The organism is Streptomyces sp. NPDC104106 (genome assembly GCF_055584345.1).
In genome coordinates this window covers 35,207-55,393 of sequence record NZ_JBVJMF010000025.1, presented here as the reverse complement: position 1 = coordinate 55,393, position 20,187 = coordinate 35,207, and the positions used below count along the sequence as shown (strand labels likewise).

The following is a 20,187-nucleotide window of genomic DNA, read 5'->3' as shown; positions in this document are numbered from 1 at the left end:
GGCCGTGACGGAACAGCACGAGCAGCAGTCGCAGCCGCACGCCCCCCGGTTCGAGCGGGGCACGGACGGGCCGAAGGTCATCGTGGTGGGGGTGGACGGATCCGACTCCTCGATGCGCGCCGCCGCCTACGCGGGCGGGCTGGCCCGGCGCCAGCACGCGCTGCTGGCCGTGGTGTACGTGCAGCCGGTGCTCGCGGCCGGGGCGGCGCTGGGCGCGCCGGTGGCGGAGACGACCGACGAGATCGCCGAGGATCTGGTGACGCAGATCCGGGAGGCGGCGGAGCGGGTCAAGGGGATATTCGAGGTGCGCTGGGAGTTCCACACCTTCCGCGGCGACCCCTACACCGGGCTGGTGAAGGCGGCCGACGAGCTGACGGCGGACGCCGTGGTGGTGGGCGCATCGGAGCAGGCCGGGCACCGGATCATCGGCTCGGTGGCGGTGCGGCTGGTGAAGGCCGGGCGCTGGCCGGTGACGGTCGTTCCGTAGACGGCGCGGGGCGCCACAGCAGCAGCGGGGTGGCGAGGAGCAGCACTCCGGCGGTGGCGATGGCCGTGCGGGGGCTCGTGGCGGCGGCCAGCAGGCCCCACAGGGCGGTGACGGCGGCGGTGACGGCCTTGCCGGTGACGGACCAGGCGGCGAGGGTGCGGGCCACGCGGTCGGCCGGGGTCAGCTCCAGGCGCTCGGCGGCGAGGACGGGACCGAAGACGCCCGAGCAGGTGATCAGGCCGGCCTCGGTCACCATCACGACGAGCAGACCGGGCAGACCGGGGCGGACGAGGGCGAGCCCGATCGGCCACAGGGCGCGCAGCACGCCGGTGGTGAGCAGGATCCGGCGGCGGCCGTAGCGGGTGGCGAGCGGGCGGGCCAGCCGGGAGCCGAGGAGTCCGCCGAGGCTGGGCACGGCGAAGGCGAGACCGTACTGCAGGGTGCTGAAGCCCAGGTGCCCGAGCATGAGGACGGAGAGCACCGGCACCACGGCCATGATCAGGGCGTTGTTGGTGAGCGAGTTGAGGAACAGCGGGCGCAGGTCGGGGCTGGTGAGCAGGTGCCGCCAGCCGTCGAGCAGGTCGCCGGCGCGGGGCGCGGCGGTGCGCCGGGGGCGGGGCTCGCCGGTGCCGATGGCGCGGATGCCGAGGGCGGACAGCAGATAGCTGGCGGCGTCGGCGGCCACGGTCGTCAGCGGCCCGAGCAGGCCGATCGCGGCGCCGCCGAGCGGCGGGCCGAGCACGGTGGCGGTCCAGTTGGTGGACTCGAACCGGCTGGTGGCGGTGAGCAGGTCGGCGGGTGCGACGAGGGCCTTGAGGTGGGCGCCGGAGGCGGCGGTGAAGGCGATGTCGGCCGCCGCGACGATCACCGAGACGACGAGCAGCTGTGCGAAGGTCAGCATCCCGAGCGCATGTGCGGCGGGCAGCGTGAGCAGCGCGGCGCCGCGTACGAGGTCGGCGGTGATCATCACGGGTCGCTTGCGGTGGAACTCCACCCACGGCCCGAGGGGCACGGCGGCCACGGCGCCGACGGCCACGCCGGCGGAGGCGAGCACGGAGACCTGGACGGGACCGGCGTGCAGCACGAGGACGGCGATCACCGAGAAGGCGTCGAAGGCGAGCCAGGTGCCGAACGTGCTGACCGCGTAGGCTCCCCACAGCCATCCGAACCGCCGACCCAGCTTCATGCACAACCTCCCGTTGACCGGGGACATGAAAGCCGGTGCTGCGGTCCGGGCGCAAACAACGGGAAGGGCAAGCGGCACAACCACTGGTTGTACCGCTGGGTCGTGGAAGCGGCGGCGGTCCGGGAGCGCTTGCGTGGCGTCTTCCGTACGGGTCCGGGCTGGGCCATCATGATCCGCCGTCAGCCGTTCGCCGTCGGTGAAGAGGTGAGGCCCATGGACAGGCTCCGTGCAGGCGAGGGGATTCTCCGCCGCAAACCCATCGAGCACATCGAGGACACGGAGGTCCGCGAGGGCGCCCGGCTGGACCGGTCGCTGGGGCTGTGGCAGCTCACCGCGATCGGCGTGGGCGGCATCATCGGCGCCGGCATCTTCACCCTGGCCGGCACGGTGGCCAACGGCACGGCGGGCCCCGCGGTGCTGGTGTCGTTCCTGATCGCCGGTGTGGCGAGTGCCTGTGCGGCGCTGTCGTACGCCGAGTTCGCCGGGCTGATCCCGAAGGCGGGCTCCGCGTACACCTACGGCTACGCGGTGCTCGGCGAGTTCGCGGGCTGGTTCATCGGCTGGGACCTGCTGCTGGAGTACACCGCGATCGTGGCGGTGGTGGCGATCGGCATCTCGGGCTATTTCGGCTTCCTGGTCCAGGAGATGGGCGCGGACCTGCCGCACTGGATGCTGGGGGCGCCCGGCACCGGGTCCGGGCACCGGGTCGACCTGTTCGCGGCGGTCCTGTGTCTGCTGATCGCCTGGCTGCTGAACCTGGGCATGCGCAGCGCGGCCCGCTTCGAGACCTTCGTCGTCGGGCTGAAGGTACTGGTGGTGCTGCTGGTGATCGGGGTCGGCGTGTTCCACATCGACAGCGCGAACTACCACCCGTTCTTCCCGTACGGCGTCAGCGGCGCCTTCACCGGCGCGGCGACGGTGTTCTTCGCGGTGTTCGGCTACGACGCGATGTCGACGGCGGCGGAGGAGTCGAAGGACGCGCAGCGGCACATGCCGAAGGCGATCATCTACTCGCTGGCGATCTCGATGGTGCTGTACGTGGCGGCCTGCCTGGTGCTGACCGGCATGCAGAACTACCGGCACATCAACAAGGAGAGCGGCTTCGCGACGGCGTTCAAGTCGGTGGGCCTGAACGCGCTGGCGGACGTGATCGCGGTGGGCGCCATCATCGGCATCCTCACCGTGATGTTCACCTTCATGCTGGGCGTGACCCGGGTGTGGTTCTCCATGTCCCGCGACGGACTGCTGCCGAGGTGGTTCGCCAAGACCCACCCGACCCGGCACGTGCCGACCCGGGTGACCTGGATCGTCGGGGCGGGCTCGGCCGCCATCGCCGGGTTCGTGCCGATCGGCTCGGCGGCGGAGCTGACCAACATCGGCATCCTGCTGGCGTTCGTGGTGGTGTGCACGGCGGTGATCGTGCTGCGCTACCGGCAGCCGGACCTGCCGCGCGCCTTCCGCGCCCCGGGGATGCCCGTGGTGCCCGCGCTGGGTGTCGTGTTCTCGATCTGGCTGATCACGTTCCTGCAGTGGCAGACGTGGGTGCGGTTCGCGGTGTGGTTCGTGATCGGCTGCGTCATCTACTTCGGCTACTCCGCCAAGCACTCGGCACTGGCCGAGCGCCCGCCCGCACCCTGAACGCCGGCGGCTCACTCCGCCATGGCCAGGCCGTCCTCGGCGGCGCCGCGGCTGAGCACCACGTCCCGGATGCGGTCGCGCACCGCCTCCAGCTCGGCGCCGTCGGCGATGGCCCGGCCCAGGTCGACCACGCGGCCGGCGTCGGTGTCGTACCACTGCGGGATGAACTCGGCCTTGGTGACCTGCCAGCGCTCGCCCGGCCGCGCGGGCGGTGCGAAGGTGAAGCGGCCGAGGGTGGACTCGTTGCCGCGCGGGTCCCGCACGCCCCGGCGGTTGTCCATCTCGCCGGCGATCTGGTCGCCCATGCCGTAGATCACCCAGGTGCCGTTGACCTTCTCGTACGCCTGCGGGACATGGGCGTGGGTGCCGAGGATCAGGTCGATGTCCGGGCGGCCGGCGGTGGTGGCGGCGGTGAGCCACCGGGCCAGCCCGAGCTGCTGCTCGTCCGGCTCGTCCTGCCACTCGGTGCCCCAGTGCACCGAGACCACGACGACGTCGGCTCCGGCCCGCCGGGCGGCGCGGGCGTCGTCGACCATCCGCTGCCCGTCGATGAGGTTGACGGCCCAGGGCTCGCCGGCCGGCAGCGGGTTGCCGTCGGTGCCGAAGGTGTACGACAGGTGCGCGACCCTGGCCGGGCCCGCCCTGAGGATCGTGACCGTGCGGGCCTCGGCCGCGCTGCGGGCGGTGCCGGCGTGTTGCAGACCGGCCGCGTCCATGGCGTCGAGAGTGCGCCGGATGCCGTCGGCGCCGTCGTCCAGGGCGTGGTTGGAGGCGGTGGAGCAGCCGTCGTAGCCGGTCGCGGCCAGGCCCCGGGCGATCTGCGGCGGCGACTTGAAGGCGGGGTAGCCGGAGTAGTCGCCGTGCGCGCCGTACACGGTCTCCATGTGACACAGCGCCAGATCGGCGCGGGAGACGACGGGTTTGACGCCGGCGAGCATGGGGCCGAAGTCGTAGCCGCGCTCACCGGCGTCGAAGGCCGCCCGGTCGATGACGGAGGTGTGCGGCAGGACGTCACCGGAGGCGACGAGGGTGAAGCCGCGGGCGGCGGAGCCCGCGGGTCCCGGGCGCCCGTCCTGCTGCCGTAGGTGGTTCGAGCAGGCGGCCGCGGCCGTGAGGACGGCGGTGAGGGCCAGCGCCGCCTGTTGTCTGCGTCCGAGCATCAGCTCACCCCATGAATGTCGTATTTACCGACAAGCCGTGACGGGCATATGGGTACGAAGCTGATGCACCGGATAAACAGACCAGGCGTTCTCCTTAGCCCATCCGGCGCCGTCCGACCGCTCGCCGACGCGATCGACCGTCCGCCGCACGGCCGCCCCCGCCCCCTGTCCCCGGGCCGCCGGCGTGCGCTGGCATACGGCCATGACGGCCGCAACCCCACTCACCCACGGGCCGGCAGCACCGGGCCGTGGGACGACGACCGCCGAGCACGAACTGGCCGCGCTCCAGCGCGAGCACGGCGGACCCCTCTTCGCCCTGCTGCTCCGGCTCTGCGACGGGGACCGGCAGCGCGCCGAGGACCTCGTCCAGGAGACCCTGGTGCGCGCCTGGCAGCATCCGGAGGCACTGCACGCCGACGGCTTCGAGTCGGTACGGCCCTGGCTGCTGACCGTCGCCCGGCGGCTCGCGATCGACGCCCGCAGGGCCCGGCAGGCACGGCCCCCCGAGGCCGGCGGCGAGGTCCCCGAGACCGCGCGGGTGACCGCCGACCACGCCGAGCGGGCCGCCGAGACACTCGACGTGCGCGAGGCTGTGAAGACACTCACGCCGGAGCACCGTGACGTCCTCGTACTCGTGTACTTCCGTGGGGCCAGTGTGGCGGAAGCGGCGCGGACCCTGGGCGTACCACCCGGTACCGTGAAGTCCCGCGCGTACTACGCGCTGCGTGCGCTGCGCCGGGTCCTGCCGGGTTACGCGGCCGGCCTGCACTGAAACCGGAAGCCGGGTCAAACCTCGGCAAAGCGCCTTGCTGTGGCCCCCGTCGGGGCAATGGGCTGTCCTCATCCGCGTTCGGGCGGGGGCGGGCCGCGGCCCGCCGGGGCCCGGACCACGCGCCCGCACCGGAGGAAGGGCAGGAAGGGATGCTGCACAGAGGGCACGAGAGCACGGACGGCACCGGCGGCGGTGAACTGGCCGTCCCCATGGCCTGGTTGTACGCCGAGTACATCGCCGACGAACTGCTGCGCACCGGCGACCTCATGCCGCCGACGTCCTTCGAGTTCCGGGCCGGCCGGGACGCGCTGGCGCTGACCGTCTTCCTGTCCGACACCGACGGGGAGCTGTCCGGCATCCGGGTGATCTCCCAGCTGGAGAACTGGCTGTCGCTCACGGCGTACGACCAGCCGTGGCAGGAGTGGGTGCGCGCGCGCATGGCCGAGCTGACCGCCCATGCCGCCGGTACCGGCAGGCCCTCGCCCGATCTCGCGCTCGCGGCGCAGGCCTGGCGATGGCTGGAGGAGACCGAGCTGCTGGCGCCGGACCTGGACGCGGTGCCGGGCGGCGCGGCGGTGGTCGGCGAGGACGACGGGCCGAAGGTGTGGACCCCGGCCTGGCGGCTCGGGCTGCCGCTCGGACACCTGGCGATCCACCTGTTCTGACCCGCCCGGTGTCCTCCCGCGGACCTCGCCGCGGCGGCGGCCTCGGGGCGGCGGACTTTTTTTCCGAACGCACCAATCCGCGGGCCGGGCCGCTCCGAATCTCCTCTCCGGGATTCTGTGGGCGGCTTGAGTGATTCGGCTGTCGGCTGCGTACGGGTGGGAGCAAGGAGTAACGCCACCCCCACCCATCGGCACGAGGATTCGCATGAGGTCCCAGGAAAGGCATCGCGATGTCGGCGCGTACGCGCTCGGCGTGCTGGACGAGGCGGACGCCTTCCGCTTCGAGGACCACCTCATGGAGTGCCCTCAGTGCGCGGCACAGGTGACCGAATTCGGCCCTTCCGCACGGCAGTTGATGCTGTACCGCCGGGCCACGCCGCGCTTTGTGCACCCCATGGCGCAGCCCGGCCCCCGGCTGCTGGAGCGGCTGCTCGGCGAGGTCGCGCACCGGCGGCGGGTACGCCGGCGGCGGGTTCTGTACGGCCTGGCCGCCTGCGTGGTGCTGGCCGTGGCCGGGCCGGGGCTCGTGGCCTTCACCGGCCATGCCGAACCGGCCGCGCGCGTCACCGCGGCGACCGATCCGAGGACGGGGGTGTGGGCCGAGGTGACGACCGACGACGGGGACAGTGGCAGCCGGCTGCTGCTGCGGGTCGAGGACCGCACCGGCTCGCACACCTGCCGGTTCGTGGTCGTGGGCCGGGACGGCTCCGAACAGACCGCCGGCACCTGGACCGAGTCCGGCCCCGGCTCCCACACCTTCACCGGCCTCGGCTCCTCCCCCCTGCACCCGGCCCAGATCGCCCGCTACGACATCCGCACGGCGGACGGCCAACCCCTGGTCAGCGTCAAGGCACCGACGGAGTGAGAGGCGGTGGGGCGAGGGCTCGCGGGCGCGACACGCGAGATCGGGACGTCACAGGGCCGCGACGCCGAAGAGGCCGGTGTGCCCTTCAGGCCGTAGGCGCCGGACGGGCGAGGTGCCGGATGCCGAGGGCGTCGGGAGCGGGACGCTCGACGGCTGACACGCCAGGGGCGGAACGTGAGCGGCCGGGGCGGACGGACACGGGCGCCGAAGGGCGCGGGCGCCACGAGCCGAACCTCGAACGCCACACGACCCGACAACGCGCACACGCCGGAGCACGAGCACCACGAGCCGAACCCCGACCGTCTGCGGGCCGAAGGCGGCGGGCGCCAGGGGGGCGGGGGCTGGCCCGGGCCGGCGGTGCGGTTACTTCAGGAGGCGGGAGAGGCGGCGGTCGGCCAGGGGTTTGCCGGCCGTCTGGCAGGTGGGGCAGTACTGCAGCGAGGAGTCGCTGAAGGAGACCTCGCGGATGGTGTCGCCGCACACCGGGCAGGGCTCGCCGGTGCGGCCGTGGACGCGCAGCCCGCTCTTCTTCTCCGCCTTGAGCCGCCCGGCGGCCAGCCCCCGGGACCGCTCGACCGCATCGGTGAGCGTGGTGCGCAGCGCCTCGTAGAGCTGCCGGGTCTCCTCCTGCGTCAGCGAGGAGGCGAGCTTGAACGGGGACATCTTCGCGGCGTGCAGGATCTCGTCGCTGTAGGCGTTGCCGACGCCCGCGATCAGGGACTGGTCGCGCAGGGCGCCCTTGAGCCGGCGCCTCTCGCTGGTGAGCAGCGCGGCGAAGCGCTGCTCGTCGAAGTCGTCGGCGAGCGGGTCCGGGCCGAGCCGGGCGATGCCCTCGACCTGCCGCGGATCGCGGACGACGTACACCGCGAGGCGCTTTTGCGTGCCGGCCTCCGTGAGGTCGAAACCCGCGCCGTTCTCCAGCGCGACGCGCAGCGCGAGCGGGCCCTTGCCCGGCCTGGGCGGGCCGTCGGGCAGCCGGTCCTTCCACTGCAGCCAGCCCGCGCGGGCCAGATGGGTGACCAGGTGCAGGCCGGTGTCCCCGGCGATGTCGAGGAACTTCCCGTGCCGGTGCACGGCGGTGACCTCGCTGCCCTCGAACGCGTCGGCCGGCGGGTCGTACGTCTTCAGGACGCTGATCGCGGCGGGCAGCACCCGTACGACCTGGTGGCCGACCAGGTTCTCGGTCAGGAAGTCCCTGAGCGCTTCGACCTCGGGCAGTTCCGGCATAGCTCCAGGGTGCCATCCGGGCCCGGCGCGGTCAGGCGCGCCCGGACAGCACGAACTCGCACCAGACCGCCTTGCCGCCGCCCCGCGCCTCCACGCCCCAGACGTCGGCGAGCCGGTCCACCAGGAACAGGCCCCGGCCGGAGACGCCCTCCTGCCCCGCGTCGCGGCGGCGCGGCAGGGCGCTGGAGGAGTCCTCGACCTCGATGCGCAGCCGGTGGTCGCTGCCGTTCAGCACGCGCAGGGTGACGATCGCGGAGCCCTCGGTGTGCAGCAGGGTGTTGGTGATCAGCTCGTCGGCGACGAGTTCGATGTCGTCGGTCCGGTCGAGGGCGCCCCAGGCGCGGACCGCGGCGCGGATCATGTGCCGGGCGTGGACCAGCGCCTCGGGGTCGCCCGGGGCCACGTGCTGCTGGAGCCGGCTGCCGGCCCGCGGGGCCTCGGGGGCGCGGCGGCGCAGCAGGAGCAGCGCCACGTCGTCGTCGCCGCCGCGCTCGTCGGCCATCTGGATCAGCCGGTCGGCGAGGTCCCGCACGTCGTCCGGGCCCTCGGCGACGAGGCGGACGAGGCCGCGCAGCCCGTCGCCGAGATCGGCGCCGGGCTGCTCGACGAGGCCGTCGGTGCACAGCAGCAGGGTGTGCCCGGGGGCGAGTTCGAGGGTGGAGACGGGGTACTCCAGCCGGCCGAACTCGGCGGACAGCCCGAGCGGCAGCCCGCCCTGGACGGGGACCCGGTGGCAGGTGCCGTCGCTGTCGCGGATCAGCGGGTCGATGTGCCCGGCACGCACCGCCTGGACGACGCCCGTGGCGAGGTCGGCCTCGGCGTACAGGCAGGTGGCGAAGCGGTCGGTGTCCAGTTCGTGGAGGAAGACGGAGGCGCGCGCCATCACGGTGGCCGGGGTGTGGCCCTCGGCGGCGTACGCGCGCAGCACGATCCGCAGCTGGCCCATCACGGCGGCCGCGTGCGTGTCGTGGCCCTGGACGTCGCCGATGACCGCGCCGACCCGGCCGCCGGGCAGCGGGATCAGGTCGTACCAGTCGCCGCCGATGTCCCGGCCGAAGGTGCCCCCGGCGGTGGCGGCACGGTAGCGGACGGCGATGTCGGCGCCGCGCACGCTGGGGATGGTGCGCGGCAGCATGGCCTGCTGCAGGCTCTGGGCGAGGTCCTTCTCCTGCTCGTAGAGCATGGCCCGCTGCAGGCTCTGGGCGATGCTGCTGCCGAGCGCGACCAGGACGGCGCGCTCCTCGGTGGAGAAGCCGCGCCGGTCGTTGTAGAGCAGGCCCATCGCGCCGAGCGGGCGGGCCTGGGCGATCAGCGGCAGGTAGGCGGCCGAGGTGATGCGCAGCCCGGTGAGGTGCGGCCACAGGATGGGGTAGCCCTCGGCGAACTCCTCGGGGGACTCGATGAACCGCGGCAGCAGCGTGCGCACCACCTCGCCCATCGGGTACGGCTCGTCGATGCGGGTGACGCGGGTGCCGGGCACGGAGGCGGAGGCGGGGCCCTCGGCGACGAGCCGGATCCGGCCGGCCTCCACCAGGCCCATCACGAGGCTGGCCGCGCCGAGGTTGCGTACGCCGTGGGTGTCCTTCAGCACGTCGATGACGTCCTGGACGGTGCGGGCGTGGGCGAGGGCGGCGGAGACGACCTGGACGGTGTTGGTCTGCCGGCGGAACGCCTCGTCCTGGGGCAGGCTGCGGGCGGTGCTGTCGGCGAGTTCCTCGGTGGCGTCGCGGACGATGCCGACGACCCGGCGCGGGCGGCCGGTGGTGTCGCGGCGGATGTAGCCCTGGGTGTGGGTCCAGCGCGACGTGCCGTCGCGGCGGCGGATGCGGAAGTAGGCGCCGTAGTTCTCGCTGCCGTCCTTGATGGCCTGGGCGATCACCGCGTCCAGCCGGGCGGATTCCGGTGGCGGCACCCGCCTGCTCAGGGACTCGGGGCGTCCGTCGAACTCCCCGGGCAGCAGGTCGAACACCTCATGGGCCCGGGCGTCCATGTGGAGCAGGCCCTTGTCCAGGTCCCAGTCGAAGGTGCCCATGCGGTTGAGCGCCAGGATCGGGTCCGGGTCTGCGGGCCAGTTCGCCGGGAGTGACAGGGCACTCGCACCCCGATCAGCCATGGGGCCACCTTGCCAGGATTCGGCGGATTCTTCGACCGGATCGGAAGCTTCGGCGGCCCGCGCGGGCGGGGTGGGCCGCGCCGTCCCCGGCGGCGCCCGGGGGCGGGCGGTGAGCGTGGCGCTCAGCCGCCGGGTTCGCCGGGGCCGGGAGGGCCGTCGTCGGTGGTGCGGGGCGGGCCGGTCCCGGGTGGGTCGAGGGTGAGGCCCAGGGACGGCGTGGACTGCGGCAGGGGGTGCCCCGGGGCCGGGGTGGGAGTGGGGCGGCCCGGGGGTGCGGTACGGCGACCCGGCGCGGCCGTGCCGGCGGGAGCGGCGGTGTGGGGGTCCTGGCTGGGCAGCAGGCTGTACGAGGGCGGGCGGCCCGTCGGGGCGGTGTCGTTCGGGGTGGGCTGGGCCGGGGGCAGGGTGCCGGCTCCGGCGGGGGCGGGTACGACGTGGTCGCGGCGGACGTCGTGACCGACCCGGCGCTGGATCCAGGTGCGGGTCCGGGCGTCGACGAGCGTGAGGGCGGCGACGGCGTGCGGGGCGGGGGTCACCGTGATGACCAGGTCCGGCCGGTAGCCGGACCATGCGTTGCCGCGGGCGCCGAGGCCGCCGTGGCCCGGCGCCGGTGGCCCCAGCGGGTTGCCGCAGGCGCAGCGCACGCGGGGCACGCCCCGGTTGTCCACGAGGACGGCGGTGCCGGCCTGGAGCACGGCCTGGTAGGCGGCCGCCCGCCCGGAGCGGTAGGCGTGGTTGGTGACGCGGGTGTCGGCGCGCAGGACGACCGGGGTCAGGCCGCGCAGATAGCGGGGGACGGCCGCCGGGCCGATCCCGGCCCCGCGTGCGAAGGCCGCACCGCGGTTCCGGTCCGCCGTCAGATAGCCGATCTGCCGCTCGACGTCACAGCCGGCGACGTGCGCGGTGCCGCTGTAGAGGCCGGGGGTCCCGCCGGACAGGGAGCGCATCGCCCGCAGCGGCGGGACGGCCAGCCCGGCGACCGGCGCCGGCCAGGGGGACCCGGCCACGGTGGGCCCGGTGGCGTCCACCTGGGGGACGGCGGAGACGGCAGGAGGGAGCGGGCTGGGCGTGCGGGGGACCGTGGAGGCGGCGGGCGCGGTTCCGGAGCCGGGGTCCCGCCCCGCGGCAGTGCCGGCGCCCGCATGGGGATCCGCGCCGGCGGTGGCGGCCGGCTCGGCACCGCCGGTTCGAACGGCCGCGGTGGGACCGCCCCCGTGCTCCCCGGCGGACAGCGCCGGACCACCCCCACGCACCCCGGCGGACACGGCCGGCCCCATGCCCCTCGCCCCGGCGGCCAGCCGCGAGCCCGCAGCACCCCCGCCCGGGCGCACAGCCGCAGCAGCACCGGTACCCGCACCCGTGCCGGGGGACGGGGTCGGGGCGGTGGCGAGCAGGTCGGGGGGGACGGTCGGGTCGGCGCTGTCCGGGCGGGTGTGGGCGGTCGGTTCGGTGGCCGTGGAGGCGGTGAAGGGGTCGGGTCCCTGGGAGGCGGCGGGCTGGAGGTAGACCTCCGCGTCCATCGGGGCCACCTTGTCGCCAGGGCGGACGCAGCCCGCCACGAGGAGCGTGGCCGAGAGCGCCAGGGCCGTGACGATGGATCCGGTGGGTATCCGCACCGTACACTCCGCATCACTATGGGTGACTTCACCTCTATTGTCTGCATCGCAGGCGTTTGGCTGGCAACTCGAGGGCGGTCATGATGGAGACGGCCCCCGGCGCTGTGGCCGCGACGAAGGGCGCGCAGCCGTGAACTGGTTCACCGCTCCCGACTACTGGCTGAGCCGGCTGGTACTCCAGCGGGCTCTGGCCACGCTGTACCTGGTCGCCTTCCTGGCGGCGGCCCGGCAGTTCCGCCCCCTGCTGGGCGAGCGCGGCATGCTCCCGATCCCCCGCTTCGTGGCGCTGGCCCCCTTCAAACGGGCCCCGAGCCTGTTCCAACTGCACTACTCGGACCGCTTCTTCGCGGCTTGCGCCTGGGCGGGCTGCGCGGTGTCGGCGGCCCTGCTCGCCGGGGCGGACTCCCTGCTGCCGCTGTGGGCCGGGATCCTGCTGTGGCTGGTGCCGTGGGCGCTGTACCTGTCGGTCGTCAACGTGGGCCAGACCTGGTACGCGTTCGGCTGGGAGTCGCTGCTGCTGGAGACGGGCTTCCTGGCCGCGTTCCTCGGCAACGACGAGGTGGCACCGCCGGTCGTGGTGCTGTTCCTGCTGCGCTGGATCCTGTTCCGGGTGGAGTTCGGCGCCGGGCTGATCAAGCTTCGCGGAGACGCCTGCTGGCGGAAGCTGACCTGCCTGTACTACCACCACGAGACGCAGCCGATGCCGGGCCCGCTGAGCTGGTTCTTCCACCATCTGCCCAAACCCCTGCACCGGGTGGAGGTCGCCGCGAACCACGTCACCCAACTGGTCGTCCCGGTGCTGCTGTTCACCCCGCAGCCGATCGCCTCGGCCGCCGCCGCCCTGATGATCGTCACCCAGCTGTGGCTGGTGCTGTCCGGCAACTTCTCCTGGCTGAACTGGATCACCATCGTGCTGGCCCTGTCGGCGCTGCGGATCCCCGCCTCCGCGCCGTCCGTGCCGTCGGCGTCGCTGTGGTACGAGGTCCTGGTGCTCGCGCTCGCCGCGCTCCTGCTCTTCCTGAGCTACCGCCCGGTGGTGAACATGATCTCCCGCCGCCAGATCATGAACCGCTCCTTCGACCCGCTGCACCTGGTGAACACCTACGGGGCGTTCGGCAGCGTCAGCCGGGTGCGCTACGAGGTGGTGGTCGAGGGCACGCTGGACGACGTGCCGCGTGAGGACTCGGACTGGCGGGAGTACGAGTTCCGGGGCAAGCCCGGGGACGTCCGGCACTGGCCGCGCCAGTTCGCGCCGTACCATCTGCGACTGGACTGGCTGATGTGGTTCGCGGCGCTGTCCCCCGCCTACGCCGGCGACTGGTTCGGCGGACTCGTGGAGCGGCTGCTGGAGAACGACCGTGCCACCCTGCGTCTGCTGCGCCGCTCGCCCTTCCCCCCGGACACCGCGCCTCGCTTCGTCCGGGCCCGGCTCTTCCGTTACCGCTACACCACCTGGCGGGAGTTGCGGCGGACGGGCGCGTGCTGGGAGCGGACGTACGTGCGCGAGTACCTGCCGCCGACACGGCTGGCGGGGGTGGCTCAGAGGCCGTAGACGCGGGTGGCGGTGGTGTCGAGAACGCGGGTTTGTCCTGGTCCCGTACCGAGAGGTCCCAGACGTGGTGGTGGGCGTCGACGGTCATGACGGTCCCTCCCCTGCGGGCAGCAGGCCCGACTCGCGCAGCTCCTGCCAGAGGGCTGCCGGGACCCCGGCGGTGAACTGGTCGGCGCCGTCGTGGACTTCGGCGGCCGAGCGGGGCCCGGTCAGCACGCAGGCGACGGCCGGGTGGGCGGCGCAGAAGGCGAGCGCGGCGGCACGCAGGGTGGTGCCGTGCCGTTCGGCGACGGCCTTCATCCGCAGGGCCCGGTCCAGCAACCGCCGTGGAACGCGCGCGTAGTCGTACGTCGAGCCGGGGTGCGGGTCGGCCAGCAGGCCGGAGTTGAAGACGCCGCCGAGGACGACCGACACCCCGCGCTCGGCGGCGGCCGGCAGCAGCTCGGCGGCGGCGCTCTGGTCGAGCAGGGTGTACCGGCCCGCGCACAGGACCACGTCCACGTCGGTGTCGCGGACGAACCGGGTGAGCACCGGCGTCTGGTTCATCCCGGCGCCGATCGCGCCCACCACGCCCTCCTCGCGCAGCTTCTCCAGGGCCGGATAGCCCTCGCGGAAGGCCTGTTCGGCGTGGTCGTCGGCGTCGTGCAGGTACACGACGTCGACGCGGTCCAGGCCGAGGCGGACGAGGCTCGCCTCCAGGGAGCGGCGGACGCCGTCGGCGCTGAAGTCCCACACACGCCGGTGGGTCGCGGGTACGGCGAAGCCGTTCGGCAGGTCGTCTCCCCCGTCGTCGGCGGGTTCGAGGCGGCGGCCGACCTTGGTGGACAGGGCGTAGCGGGCACGGTCGTACGTGCGCAGAGCGGCGCCGAGGCGGCGTTCGGACAGGCCGAGGCCGTAGTGCGGGGCCGTGTCGAAGTAGCGGACGCCGCGCTGCCAGGCGGCCTCGACCGCCGCGCGGGCCTGGTCGTCGTCCAGCGGGGCGTAGAGGTTGCCGATCGGTGCGGCGCCGAAGCCGAGTGGGGTGACCTCGACGCCGCTGCGGCCGAGCGTCCTCACCGGCCCTCGGGGCGCGGCCGCAGGCCCTGCATGCCGCCGTCGACGGCGAGCGCGGTGCCGGTGGTGGCACCGGCGAGGGGGCCGGCCAGGTAGGCGATGGCCGAGGCGACTTCGACGGGCGCGACGAGCCGGCCGGTGGGCTGGCGGGCCTCCAGGGCAGCGCGTTCGGCGGCCGGGTCGGGGGCCGCGTCGAGCAGGCGGCCGACCCACGGGGTGTCCACCGTCCCGGGGTTGACGCAGTTGACCCTGATGCCCTCGCGGACGTGGTCGGCGGCCATGGCGAGGGTCAGGGAGTACACGGCCCCCTTGGTGGCGCTGTACAGGGCGCGCCGGGGCAGCCCGGCGGTCGCCGCGACGGAGCAGGTGTTGACGATCGCCGCGTGCGCGGAGCGGCGCAGGTACGGCAGGGCGGCGCGGGCGGCGCGGACGATGCCGAGGACGTTGACGTCGAAGACGTGCCGCCACTCGGTGTCGTCGTTGTCCTCGACCGTGCCCTGGGAGCCGATGCCGGCGTTGTTGACCAGGATGTCCAGGCCGCCCATGTCCTCGGCGGCGCGCTGGAGGGCCGTACGCACCGAGGCGTCGTCGGTGACGTCAGCCCGGTAGGCCCGCAGCGGCTTGTCGACGCCGGTGGTGTCCCGGTCGAGGACGGCGACCTGGGCGCCCCGGGCGGCGAGGAGGTCGGCGGTGGCCCGGCCGATACCGGAGGCGCCGCCGGTGACCAGGGCCCTCAGGCCCGCGAACTCGCTCATGCGGCCTGTCCCTTCTGTGTGTCGGTCTGCGTGTCGGTCTGCGTGTCGGTCTGTGTGTCGGGGGCGGCGGCCCAGTAGCTGCCGCCGGGGAAGGTGTACCGCGCGACGGACTCCGGGCGCAGGGCGGCGGAGAAGCCGGGGGCGGTGGGGGCGGTGTAGTGGCCGTCGCGGATGACGACCGGGGTGACGAAGTGGTCGTGGAGGTGGTCGACGTACTCGATGACCCGGTCCTCGGACGTGCCCGAGACGGCCAGGTAGTCGAACATCGAGAGGTGCTGGACGAGTTCGCACAGCCCGACCCCGCCGGCGTGCGGACAGACCGGCACACCGAACTTGGCGGCGAGCAGCAGGACGGCGAGGTTCTCGTTGACGCCGGCGACGCGGGCCGCGTCGATCTGCACGATGTCGACGGCGCCCGCCTGGAGGAGTTGCTTGAACATGATCCGGTTGTGCACGTGTTCGCCGGTGGCGACCTTCACCGGGGCCACCGCCCGGCGGATCGCGGCGTGGCCGAGGACGTCGTCGGGGCTGGTGGGCTCCTCGATCCAGTAGGGGTCGAACTCGGCGAGGGCCCGGGTCCAGCGGATGGCCTCGTCCACGTTCCAGCGCTGGTTGGCGTCCATGACGAGGCGTACGTCCGGTCCGATGACGGCGCGGGCGACCCGGCAACGCCGGATGTCGTCGTCGAGGTCGGCGCCGACCTTCAGCTTGATCTGGGTGAAGCCGTCGGCGACGGCCTGCGCGGCGAGCCGGCCCAGCTTGTCGTCGTCGTAGCCCAGCCAGCCCGGCGAGGTGGTGTAGGCGGGGAAGCCGCGCTCCAGGAGCCGGGCGCGGCGCTCTGCGGCCCCCTGTCTGCCGCGCCTGAGCAGGTCCAGGGCCTCCTCGGGGGTGAGTGCGTCGGTGAGGTACCGGAAGTCGATCTGCGTCACGAGCCACTCGGGCTCGGCGTCGGCGAGCACCTGCCACAGCGGTGTGCCGGCCCGCCGGGCGGCGAGGTCCCAGACGGCGTTGACGACGGCCCCGATCGCCATGTGCATCACGCCCTTCTCGGGGCCGAGCCAGCGCAGCTGGCTGTCGCCGATCAGGTCCCGGAAGAGCGCGCCCGGGTCGGCGCACAGCCGCGCCACGTCCCGGCCGAGCACATGGTCCCGCAGCGCGTCGATCGCGGCGACCTGGACGTCGTTGCCCCGCCCGATGGTGAAGGCGAATCCGTGTCCCTCCAGTCCGTCGCCGGCGTCGGTGCGCAGCACGACGTAGGCCGCCGAGTAGTCCGGGTCCGGGTTCATCGCGTCGGAGCCGTCCAGGCGGCGCGAGGTGGGGAAACGGATGTCGTGGGTGTCGAGCGCGGTGATGCGGGCGGGGGCCTGGGACACTGAAGTCCTTTCGGTGGGCGGGTGGTTGGCGTCCGGTCAGTCCTGGGCGCGGCCCGTCGTCACGCGGGCGATCACGAGGGCGACGAGGATGATGCCGCCGTAGATGGCCTGGATCCAGAACGACGGGACCTGGGCGAGGGTGAGCAGGTTCTGCACGACGCCCAGCAGCAGGACGCCGGTCAGGGCGCCGAACATGGTGCCCCTGCCGCCGTCCAGGCTGATGCCGCCGATCACCGCGGCGGCGAACACGGTGAAGATCATGTTCTGGCCCTGGTTGGCGCTGATCGCGCCGACGTAGCCGGTCTGGAGCAGGCCGCCGACCGAGGCGAGGACGCCCGCGACGACGTAGACGCCGAGCATGACCCGGTCCACGCGGACGCCGGCCGCGCGGGCGGCGTCCGCGTTGCCGCCGATCGCGTAGAGGGCGCGGCCGGTGCGGTGGTACTTCAGCAGGAACCCGGTGACGGCGAAGGCGGCCGCGGCGAGCCACACGGACAGCGGCACGTTGAGGAAGGTGGTGGTGGCCGCCGAGTAGAAGCTGTCGGGCATGCCGAACAGCGTCTTGCCCTTGGTGGCGCCGACCAGCAGGCCGCGCAGCACGATGAGCATGGCGAGGGTGACGATGAAGGCGTTGAGCCGGAACTTCACGACGAGGACGCCGTTGAAGGCGCCGATGGCCGCGCCGACCAGGGGAATCGCGAGGAGGGCGAGCCCGGCGGGCAACCCGGTGCCCCAGCCGGACTGGCCCGCGGGCAGCACCAGCAGGGCGCCGACGGCCGGGGCGATGCCGACGACCGACTCCAGGGACAGGTCGAACTTGCCGGTGATCAGGACGAGGGACTCGGCGAGCACGACCATGGCGAGCGCGGCGGAGGCGCCGAGGATGGAGATGAGGTTCCGCTCGGTCAGGAAGGAGTCGTTGACCACGGTGCCGAGCACCATGAGCAGCAACAGGGCGGGGACGAGGGCGAGTTCGCGGGCGCGGCGCAGCAGTACGGTCCTGGCGGGCCGCGTGTCCGGGGTCTTCGGGGGCGCGAGCGGGGGGGCCGCCCGGGTCTCAGCCATGGTCAACTCCTTCGATGGAGGCGATCAGCTCGTGGTCGCGCCAGCCGGCCGGGTGCTCGGCGACGACACGGCCGTGGAAGAGGACGAGGACCCGGTCGCAGCGGCGCAGGTCGTCGAGTTCGTCGGAGACGACGAGGACGGCGGTGCCGTCCTCACGGGCGCTGTCCATGCGCGCGAGCAGCGACTCCTTTGACTTCACGTCTACGCCCGCGGTGGGGTTGATCAGGACGAGCAGGCGAGGGTCGGAGGCGAGGGCGCGGGCCATGACGACCATCTGCGCGTTGCCGCCGGACAGGTCGGACACGGGCTGGTCGGGGCCTTCGGCGTGGATGTCGAGCCGGTCGATCAGGTCGGCGGCGAAGCGGCGCCGTGCGTCGGTGGCGACGAAGCCGGCCCGGCCGAGCCGGTCCAGGACGCTGAGGGTGGCGTTGTCACCGATGCTCATGCCGGGCACCAGGCCCTGCTCGTGCCGGTCGCGCGGGACGCAGCCCACCCCGGCCCGCAGGGCGGCGCGTACGTCGCCGAACGGCAGCAGCTCGCCGTCCAGTCGGGCGGTGCCGCCGGTCGGGGTGTGCAACCCGGCGAAGGACTCGGCGAGTTCGGTCTTGCCGCTGCCGCTGGAGCCGGCGAGTCCGACGACCTCGCCGCGCCGGACGGTGAGGTCGATCCGGTCGTACGCCGTCGAGGTGAGCCCGCGCGCCTCCAGCAGGACGGCCGCGCCGTCGTCGACGCCCCCCACCCGCACGGCCCGTTCGCCGACGACATCACCCGCCATCGCTTCCACCAGGGCCGCCTTCGGCAGGTCGGCGACCGGGGCGGTGGTGATCCAGCGGGCGTCACGCAGCACGGTGACGGTCTGGCAGACCTCGTACACCTCCTGGAGGTGGTGCGAGATGAACAGGAAGGTGACACCGGAGTCCTGAAGGGAGCGCATTCTCGTGAACAGCCGCTCGATCTCCCGGTTGTCGAGCTGGGCGGTGGGTTCGTCCAGCACGATGAACCGGGCGCCGACGCTCAACGCCCGTGCTATCTCGACCATGTGCCGGTCCTCGACCGAGAGGTCGGCCGTGCGGGCCTCGGGGTCGACGCGCACGTCCCAGGTGGCGAGGAGGTCGGCGGCGGCGCGGCGCAGCCGGCGCCAGCTGATGAGACCGCGGCCGGTGGGCTGGCGGCCCAGGAACAGGTTCTCGGCGACGGTCAGTTCGGGGACGACGGTCGGCTTCTGGTAGACGCAGGCGACCTTGCGGCGCCAGGCGTCCCGGTCGGCGAGCGGCGGCGCGACCTCGCCGTCGAAGCGGACCGTGCCCTCGTCCGGGGCCTGCAGGCCGGTGAGGACGTTGACGAGGGTGGACTTGCCGGCGCCGTTGCGGCCGACCAGGGCGTGCGACTCGCCGGGCAGGACGGTGAGGCGTCCGTCGGCGAGGGCGACGGTGGGCCCGTACCGTTTGACGATGCCCTCGGCCTCGACCAGCGGTGTGCTCATCGGACCGTGTTGCCCCACAGCGTGGGGTCGTCGACGTTCGCCTTGGTGACCAGCGGTGCGGGCAGCTGGTCCTCCAGGATGCCGCTGAGCAGCCTGACGATCGTGGAGCCGTGGTCGGTCGGGCCCGGCCGGAACGTCTTCCCGGCCATCGCCGCCTTGATGTAGTACAGGCCGTACTTCGCGTAGGCGTCGGCGGGCTGGGAGACCGTGGCGTCGATCTGGCCCTTGCGGATGGCGTCGAACTCCTGCGGGATGCCGTCGTTGGAGACGATGGCGATGTGCCCCGGTGTTCCGGCGGCCTTGAGCATGTGCTTGGACTTCAGGGTCTGCAGGGTGGGGGCGAGGTAGACGCCGCCGGCCTGGAGGTAGATGCCCTTGACGTCGGGGTCGGCGTTCAGCAGGGTGTCCAGCTTGGCGGCCGCGGTGTCGGACTCCCACTTGGCGGGGATCTCCAGGACCGTGAGCTTCGGGTACTTCTTCTTCACGCAGGAGCGGAAGGCCTCGGAGCGGTCGCGGCCGTTGACCGAGGCGAGGTCGCCCATGACCTGCACGACCTTACCGCCGGTGATGTGCTGTCCGAGGTAGTCGCAGGCCTTCTGGCCGTACGCCACGTTGTCGGCGCGCACCACCATGGCGACCTTGCCCTTGTCGGGCGCGACGTCGACGGCGACCACGGGGACGCCCTTGCGCTCGGCCTGGTCGAGCCCGGCCTGGACGGCGGCGCTGTCCAGCGGGGCGACCACCAGGCCCTTGACGCCCTGGGTGAGTTCGTTGTCGATGTCGGTGATCTGCTGCGAGGGGTCGCTGTTGGAGTTGACCGTCTTGAGCACCTCGACGCCCTCGGCCTTGGCCATCTTGGGCACGTAGTCGTTGTACGACTGCCAGAACGGCGAGGTCAGCAGCGGCAGGACCACCCCCACCTCGCCGGTGCCGGTGCCGCCGCCCGCACTCGCGGTGTCCTTGGTGCTGCCGCAGGCGGCGAGCAGGAGTGCGGCGCCGGCGGCCAGGGCCGCCGCGCCGGTGATCCGTGACCGCTTGCGCTTCCTCACTGTGCTGGCGGGCATCTCGCGGCTCCTCGTCGAGGGTGGTCGAGGTGGTGTCGAGGGTGGTGCGGAGCGTGGTGCCGAGCGTGTTCGAGCGGATGCCCGCATACTTATCAGACCAATAAGCCGGAACA

Annotated in this window: 17 protein-coding genes; 6 read left to right on the top strand and 11 right to left on the bottom strand. The window is 73.3% G+C overall.

Features of this window, described 5'->3' with window-relative positions; all coding sequences use genetic code 11:
* The first annotated feature begins 4 nt into the window (after nt 1-4).
* Nucleotides 5-487: a universal stress protein gene (locus ACZ60X_RS38335; protein WP_469609050.1), complete on the top strand. Its 483-nt coding sequence runs from the start codon at nt 5-7 to the stop codon at nt 485-487.
* Here ACZ60X_RS38335 and ACZ60X_RS38330 read toward each other — a convergent pair.
* The gene (locus tag ACZ60X_RS38330) at nt 423-1,673 is read right to left on the bottom strand and encodes an MFS transporter (protein ID WP_469609047.1); all 1,251 of its coding nucleotides are present in this window, start codon (nt 1,671-1,673) and stop codon (nt 423-425) included. The genes ACZ60X_RS38335 and ACZ60X_RS38330 overlap by 65 nt on opposite strands.
* Before the next feature lie 213 nt (nt 1,674-1,886).
* Between ACZ60X_RS38330 and ACZ60X_RS38325 the strand changes: the two genes are divergently transcribed.
* On the top strand, nt 1,887-3,311 hold the full coding sequence (locus ACZ60X_RS38325) for an amino acid permease (RefSeq protein ID WP_469609045.1): 1,425 nt from the start codon (nt 1,887-1,889) through the stop codon (nt 3,309-3,311).
* A gap of 11 nt (nt 3,312-3,322) precedes the next feature.
* On the opposite strand, the gene ACZ60X_RS38320 is transcribed toward ACZ60X_RS38325, so the two are convergent.
* Nucleotides 3,323-4,471, bottom strand: coding sequence for a CapA family protein (locus ACZ60X_RS38320; RefSeq protein WP_469609042.1), 1,149 nt, complete (start codon nt 4,469-4,471; stop codon nt 3,323-3,325).
* Between the two features lie 202 nt (nt 4,472-4,673).
* Here ACZ60X_RS38320 and ACZ60X_RS38315 point away from each other — a divergent pair, with 202 nt between their 5' ends.
* The 3 genes from ACZ60X_RS38315 to ACZ60X_RS38305 all read left to right on the top strand — a co-directional run bounded on the left by ACZ60X_RS38315 (nt 4,674) and on the right by ACZ60X_RS38305 (nt 6,773).
* Nucleotides 4,674-5,243 carry a sigma-70 family RNA polymerase sigma factor gene (locus ACZ60X_RS38315; protein WP_469609040.1) on the top strand — a complete coding sequence of 190 codons (570 nt, stop codon included), beginning with the start codon at nt 4,674-4,676 and terminating at the stop codon, nt 5,241-5,243.
* Nucleotides 5,244-5,392: 149 nt separating this feature from the next.
* Nucleotides 5,393-5,908 carry a hypothetical protein gene (locus ACZ60X_RS38310; RefSeq protein WP_469609038.1) on the top strand — a complete coding sequence of 172 codons (516 nt, stop codon included), beginning with the start codon at nt 5,393-5,395 and terminating at the stop codon, nt 5,906-5,908.
* 205 nt (nt 5,909-6,113) lie between these two features.
* Nucleotides 6,114-6,773: a zf-HC2 domain-containing protein gene (locus ACZ60X_RS38305; RefSeq protein ID WP_469609035.1), complete on the top strand. Its 660-nt coding sequence runs from the start codon at nt 6,114-6,116 to the stop codon at nt 6,771-6,773.
* Between the two features lie 363 nt (nt 6,774-7,136).
* On the opposite strand, the gene ACZ60X_RS38300 is transcribed toward ACZ60X_RS38305, so the two are convergent.
* The 3 genes from ACZ60X_RS38300 to ACZ60X_RS38290 form a co-directional block, all read right to left on the bottom strand.
* The gene (locus ACZ60X_RS38300; protein WP_469609032.1) at nt 7,137-8,000 is read right to left on the bottom strand and encodes an Fpg/Nei family DNA glycosylase; all 864 of its coding nucleotides are present in this window, start codon (nt 7,998-8,000) and stop codon (nt 7,137-7,139) included.
* A 31-nt stretch (nt 8,001-8,031) separates the two neighbouring features.
* A complete protein-coding gene (locus tag ACZ60X_RS38295) occupies nt 8,032-10,113 on the bottom strand; it encodes a SpoIIE family protein phosphatase (protein WP_469609030.1) in 2,082 nt (693 codons plus the stop codon).
* Between the two features lie 122 nt (nt 10,114-10,235).
* Nucleotides 10,236-11,729, bottom strand: a complete 1,494-nt coding sequence (locus ACZ60X_RS38290; protein WP_469609027.1) for a DUF6777 domain-containing protein — start codon at nt 11,727-11,729, stop codon at nt 10,236-10,238.
* Nucleotides 11,730-11,859: 130 nt separating this feature from the next.
* Here ACZ60X_RS38290 and ACZ60X_RS38285 point away from each other — a divergent pair, with 130 nt between their 5' ends.
* Nucleotides 11,860-13,281 carry a lipase maturation factor family protein gene (locus ACZ60X_RS38285; protein WP_469609025.1) on the top strand — a complete coding sequence of 474 codons (1,422 nt, stop codon included), beginning with the start codon at nt 11,860-11,862 and terminating at the stop codon, nt 13,279-13,281.
* A gap of 84 nt (nt 13,282-13,365) precedes the next feature.
* Here the strand turns inward: ACZ60X_RS38285 and ACZ60X_RS38280 are convergent, their stop codons facing one another.
* From ACZ60X_RS38280 to ACZ60X_RS38255, 6 genes are read right to left on the bottom strand one after another with little or no spacing between them, the layout of a single operon-like run.
* Nucleotides 13,366-14,337 (bottom strand): aldo/keto reductase, encoded by a 972-nt coding sequence (locus ACZ60X_RS38280; RefSeq protein WP_469609022.1) that lies wholly within the window; start codon nt 14,335-14,337, stop codon nt 13,366-13,368.
* Entirely contained in the window at nt 14,334-15,089 is a 756-nt protein-coding gene (locus ACZ60X_RS38275; RefSeq protein ID WP_469609019.1) for an SDR family NAD(P)-dependent oxidoreductase, read from the bottom strand. Before ACZ60X_RS38275 ends, ACZ60X_RS38280 begins: the two co-directional genes overlap by 4 nt.
* Complete coding sequence (locus ACZ60X_RS38270; protein WP_469609016.1) at nt 15,086-16,462, bottom strand: L-fuconate dehydratase; 1,377 nt, start codon at nt 16,460-16,462, stop codon at nt 15,086-15,088. Before ACZ60X_RS38270 ends, ACZ60X_RS38275 begins: the two co-directional genes overlap by 4 nt.
* Before the next feature lie 36 nt (nt 16,463-16,498).
* Complete coding sequence (locus tag ACZ60X_RS38265) at nt 16,499-17,527, bottom strand: ABC transporter permease (RefSeq protein WP_469609013.1); 1,029 nt, start codon at nt 17,525-17,527, stop codon at nt 16,499-16,501.
* On the bottom strand, nt 17,520-19,010 hold the full coding sequence (locus tag ACZ60X_RS38260; protein WP_469609011.1) for a sugar ABC transporter ATP-binding protein: 1,491 nt from the start codon (nt 19,008-19,010) through the stop codon (nt 17,520-17,522). The genes ACZ60X_RS38265 and ACZ60X_RS38260 overlap by 8 nt, the downstream gene beginning before the upstream one ends.
* The gene (locus ACZ60X_RS38255; RefSeq protein ID WP_469609008.1) at nt 19,007-20,074 is read right to left on the bottom strand and encodes a sugar ABC transporter substrate-binding protein; all 1,068 of its coding nucleotides are present in this window, start codon (nt 20,072-20,074) and stop codon (nt 19,007-19,009) included. The genes ACZ60X_RS38260 and ACZ60X_RS38255 overlap by 4 nt, the downstream gene beginning before the upstream one ends.
* Nucleotides 20,075-20,187: the final 113 nt, after the last annotated feature.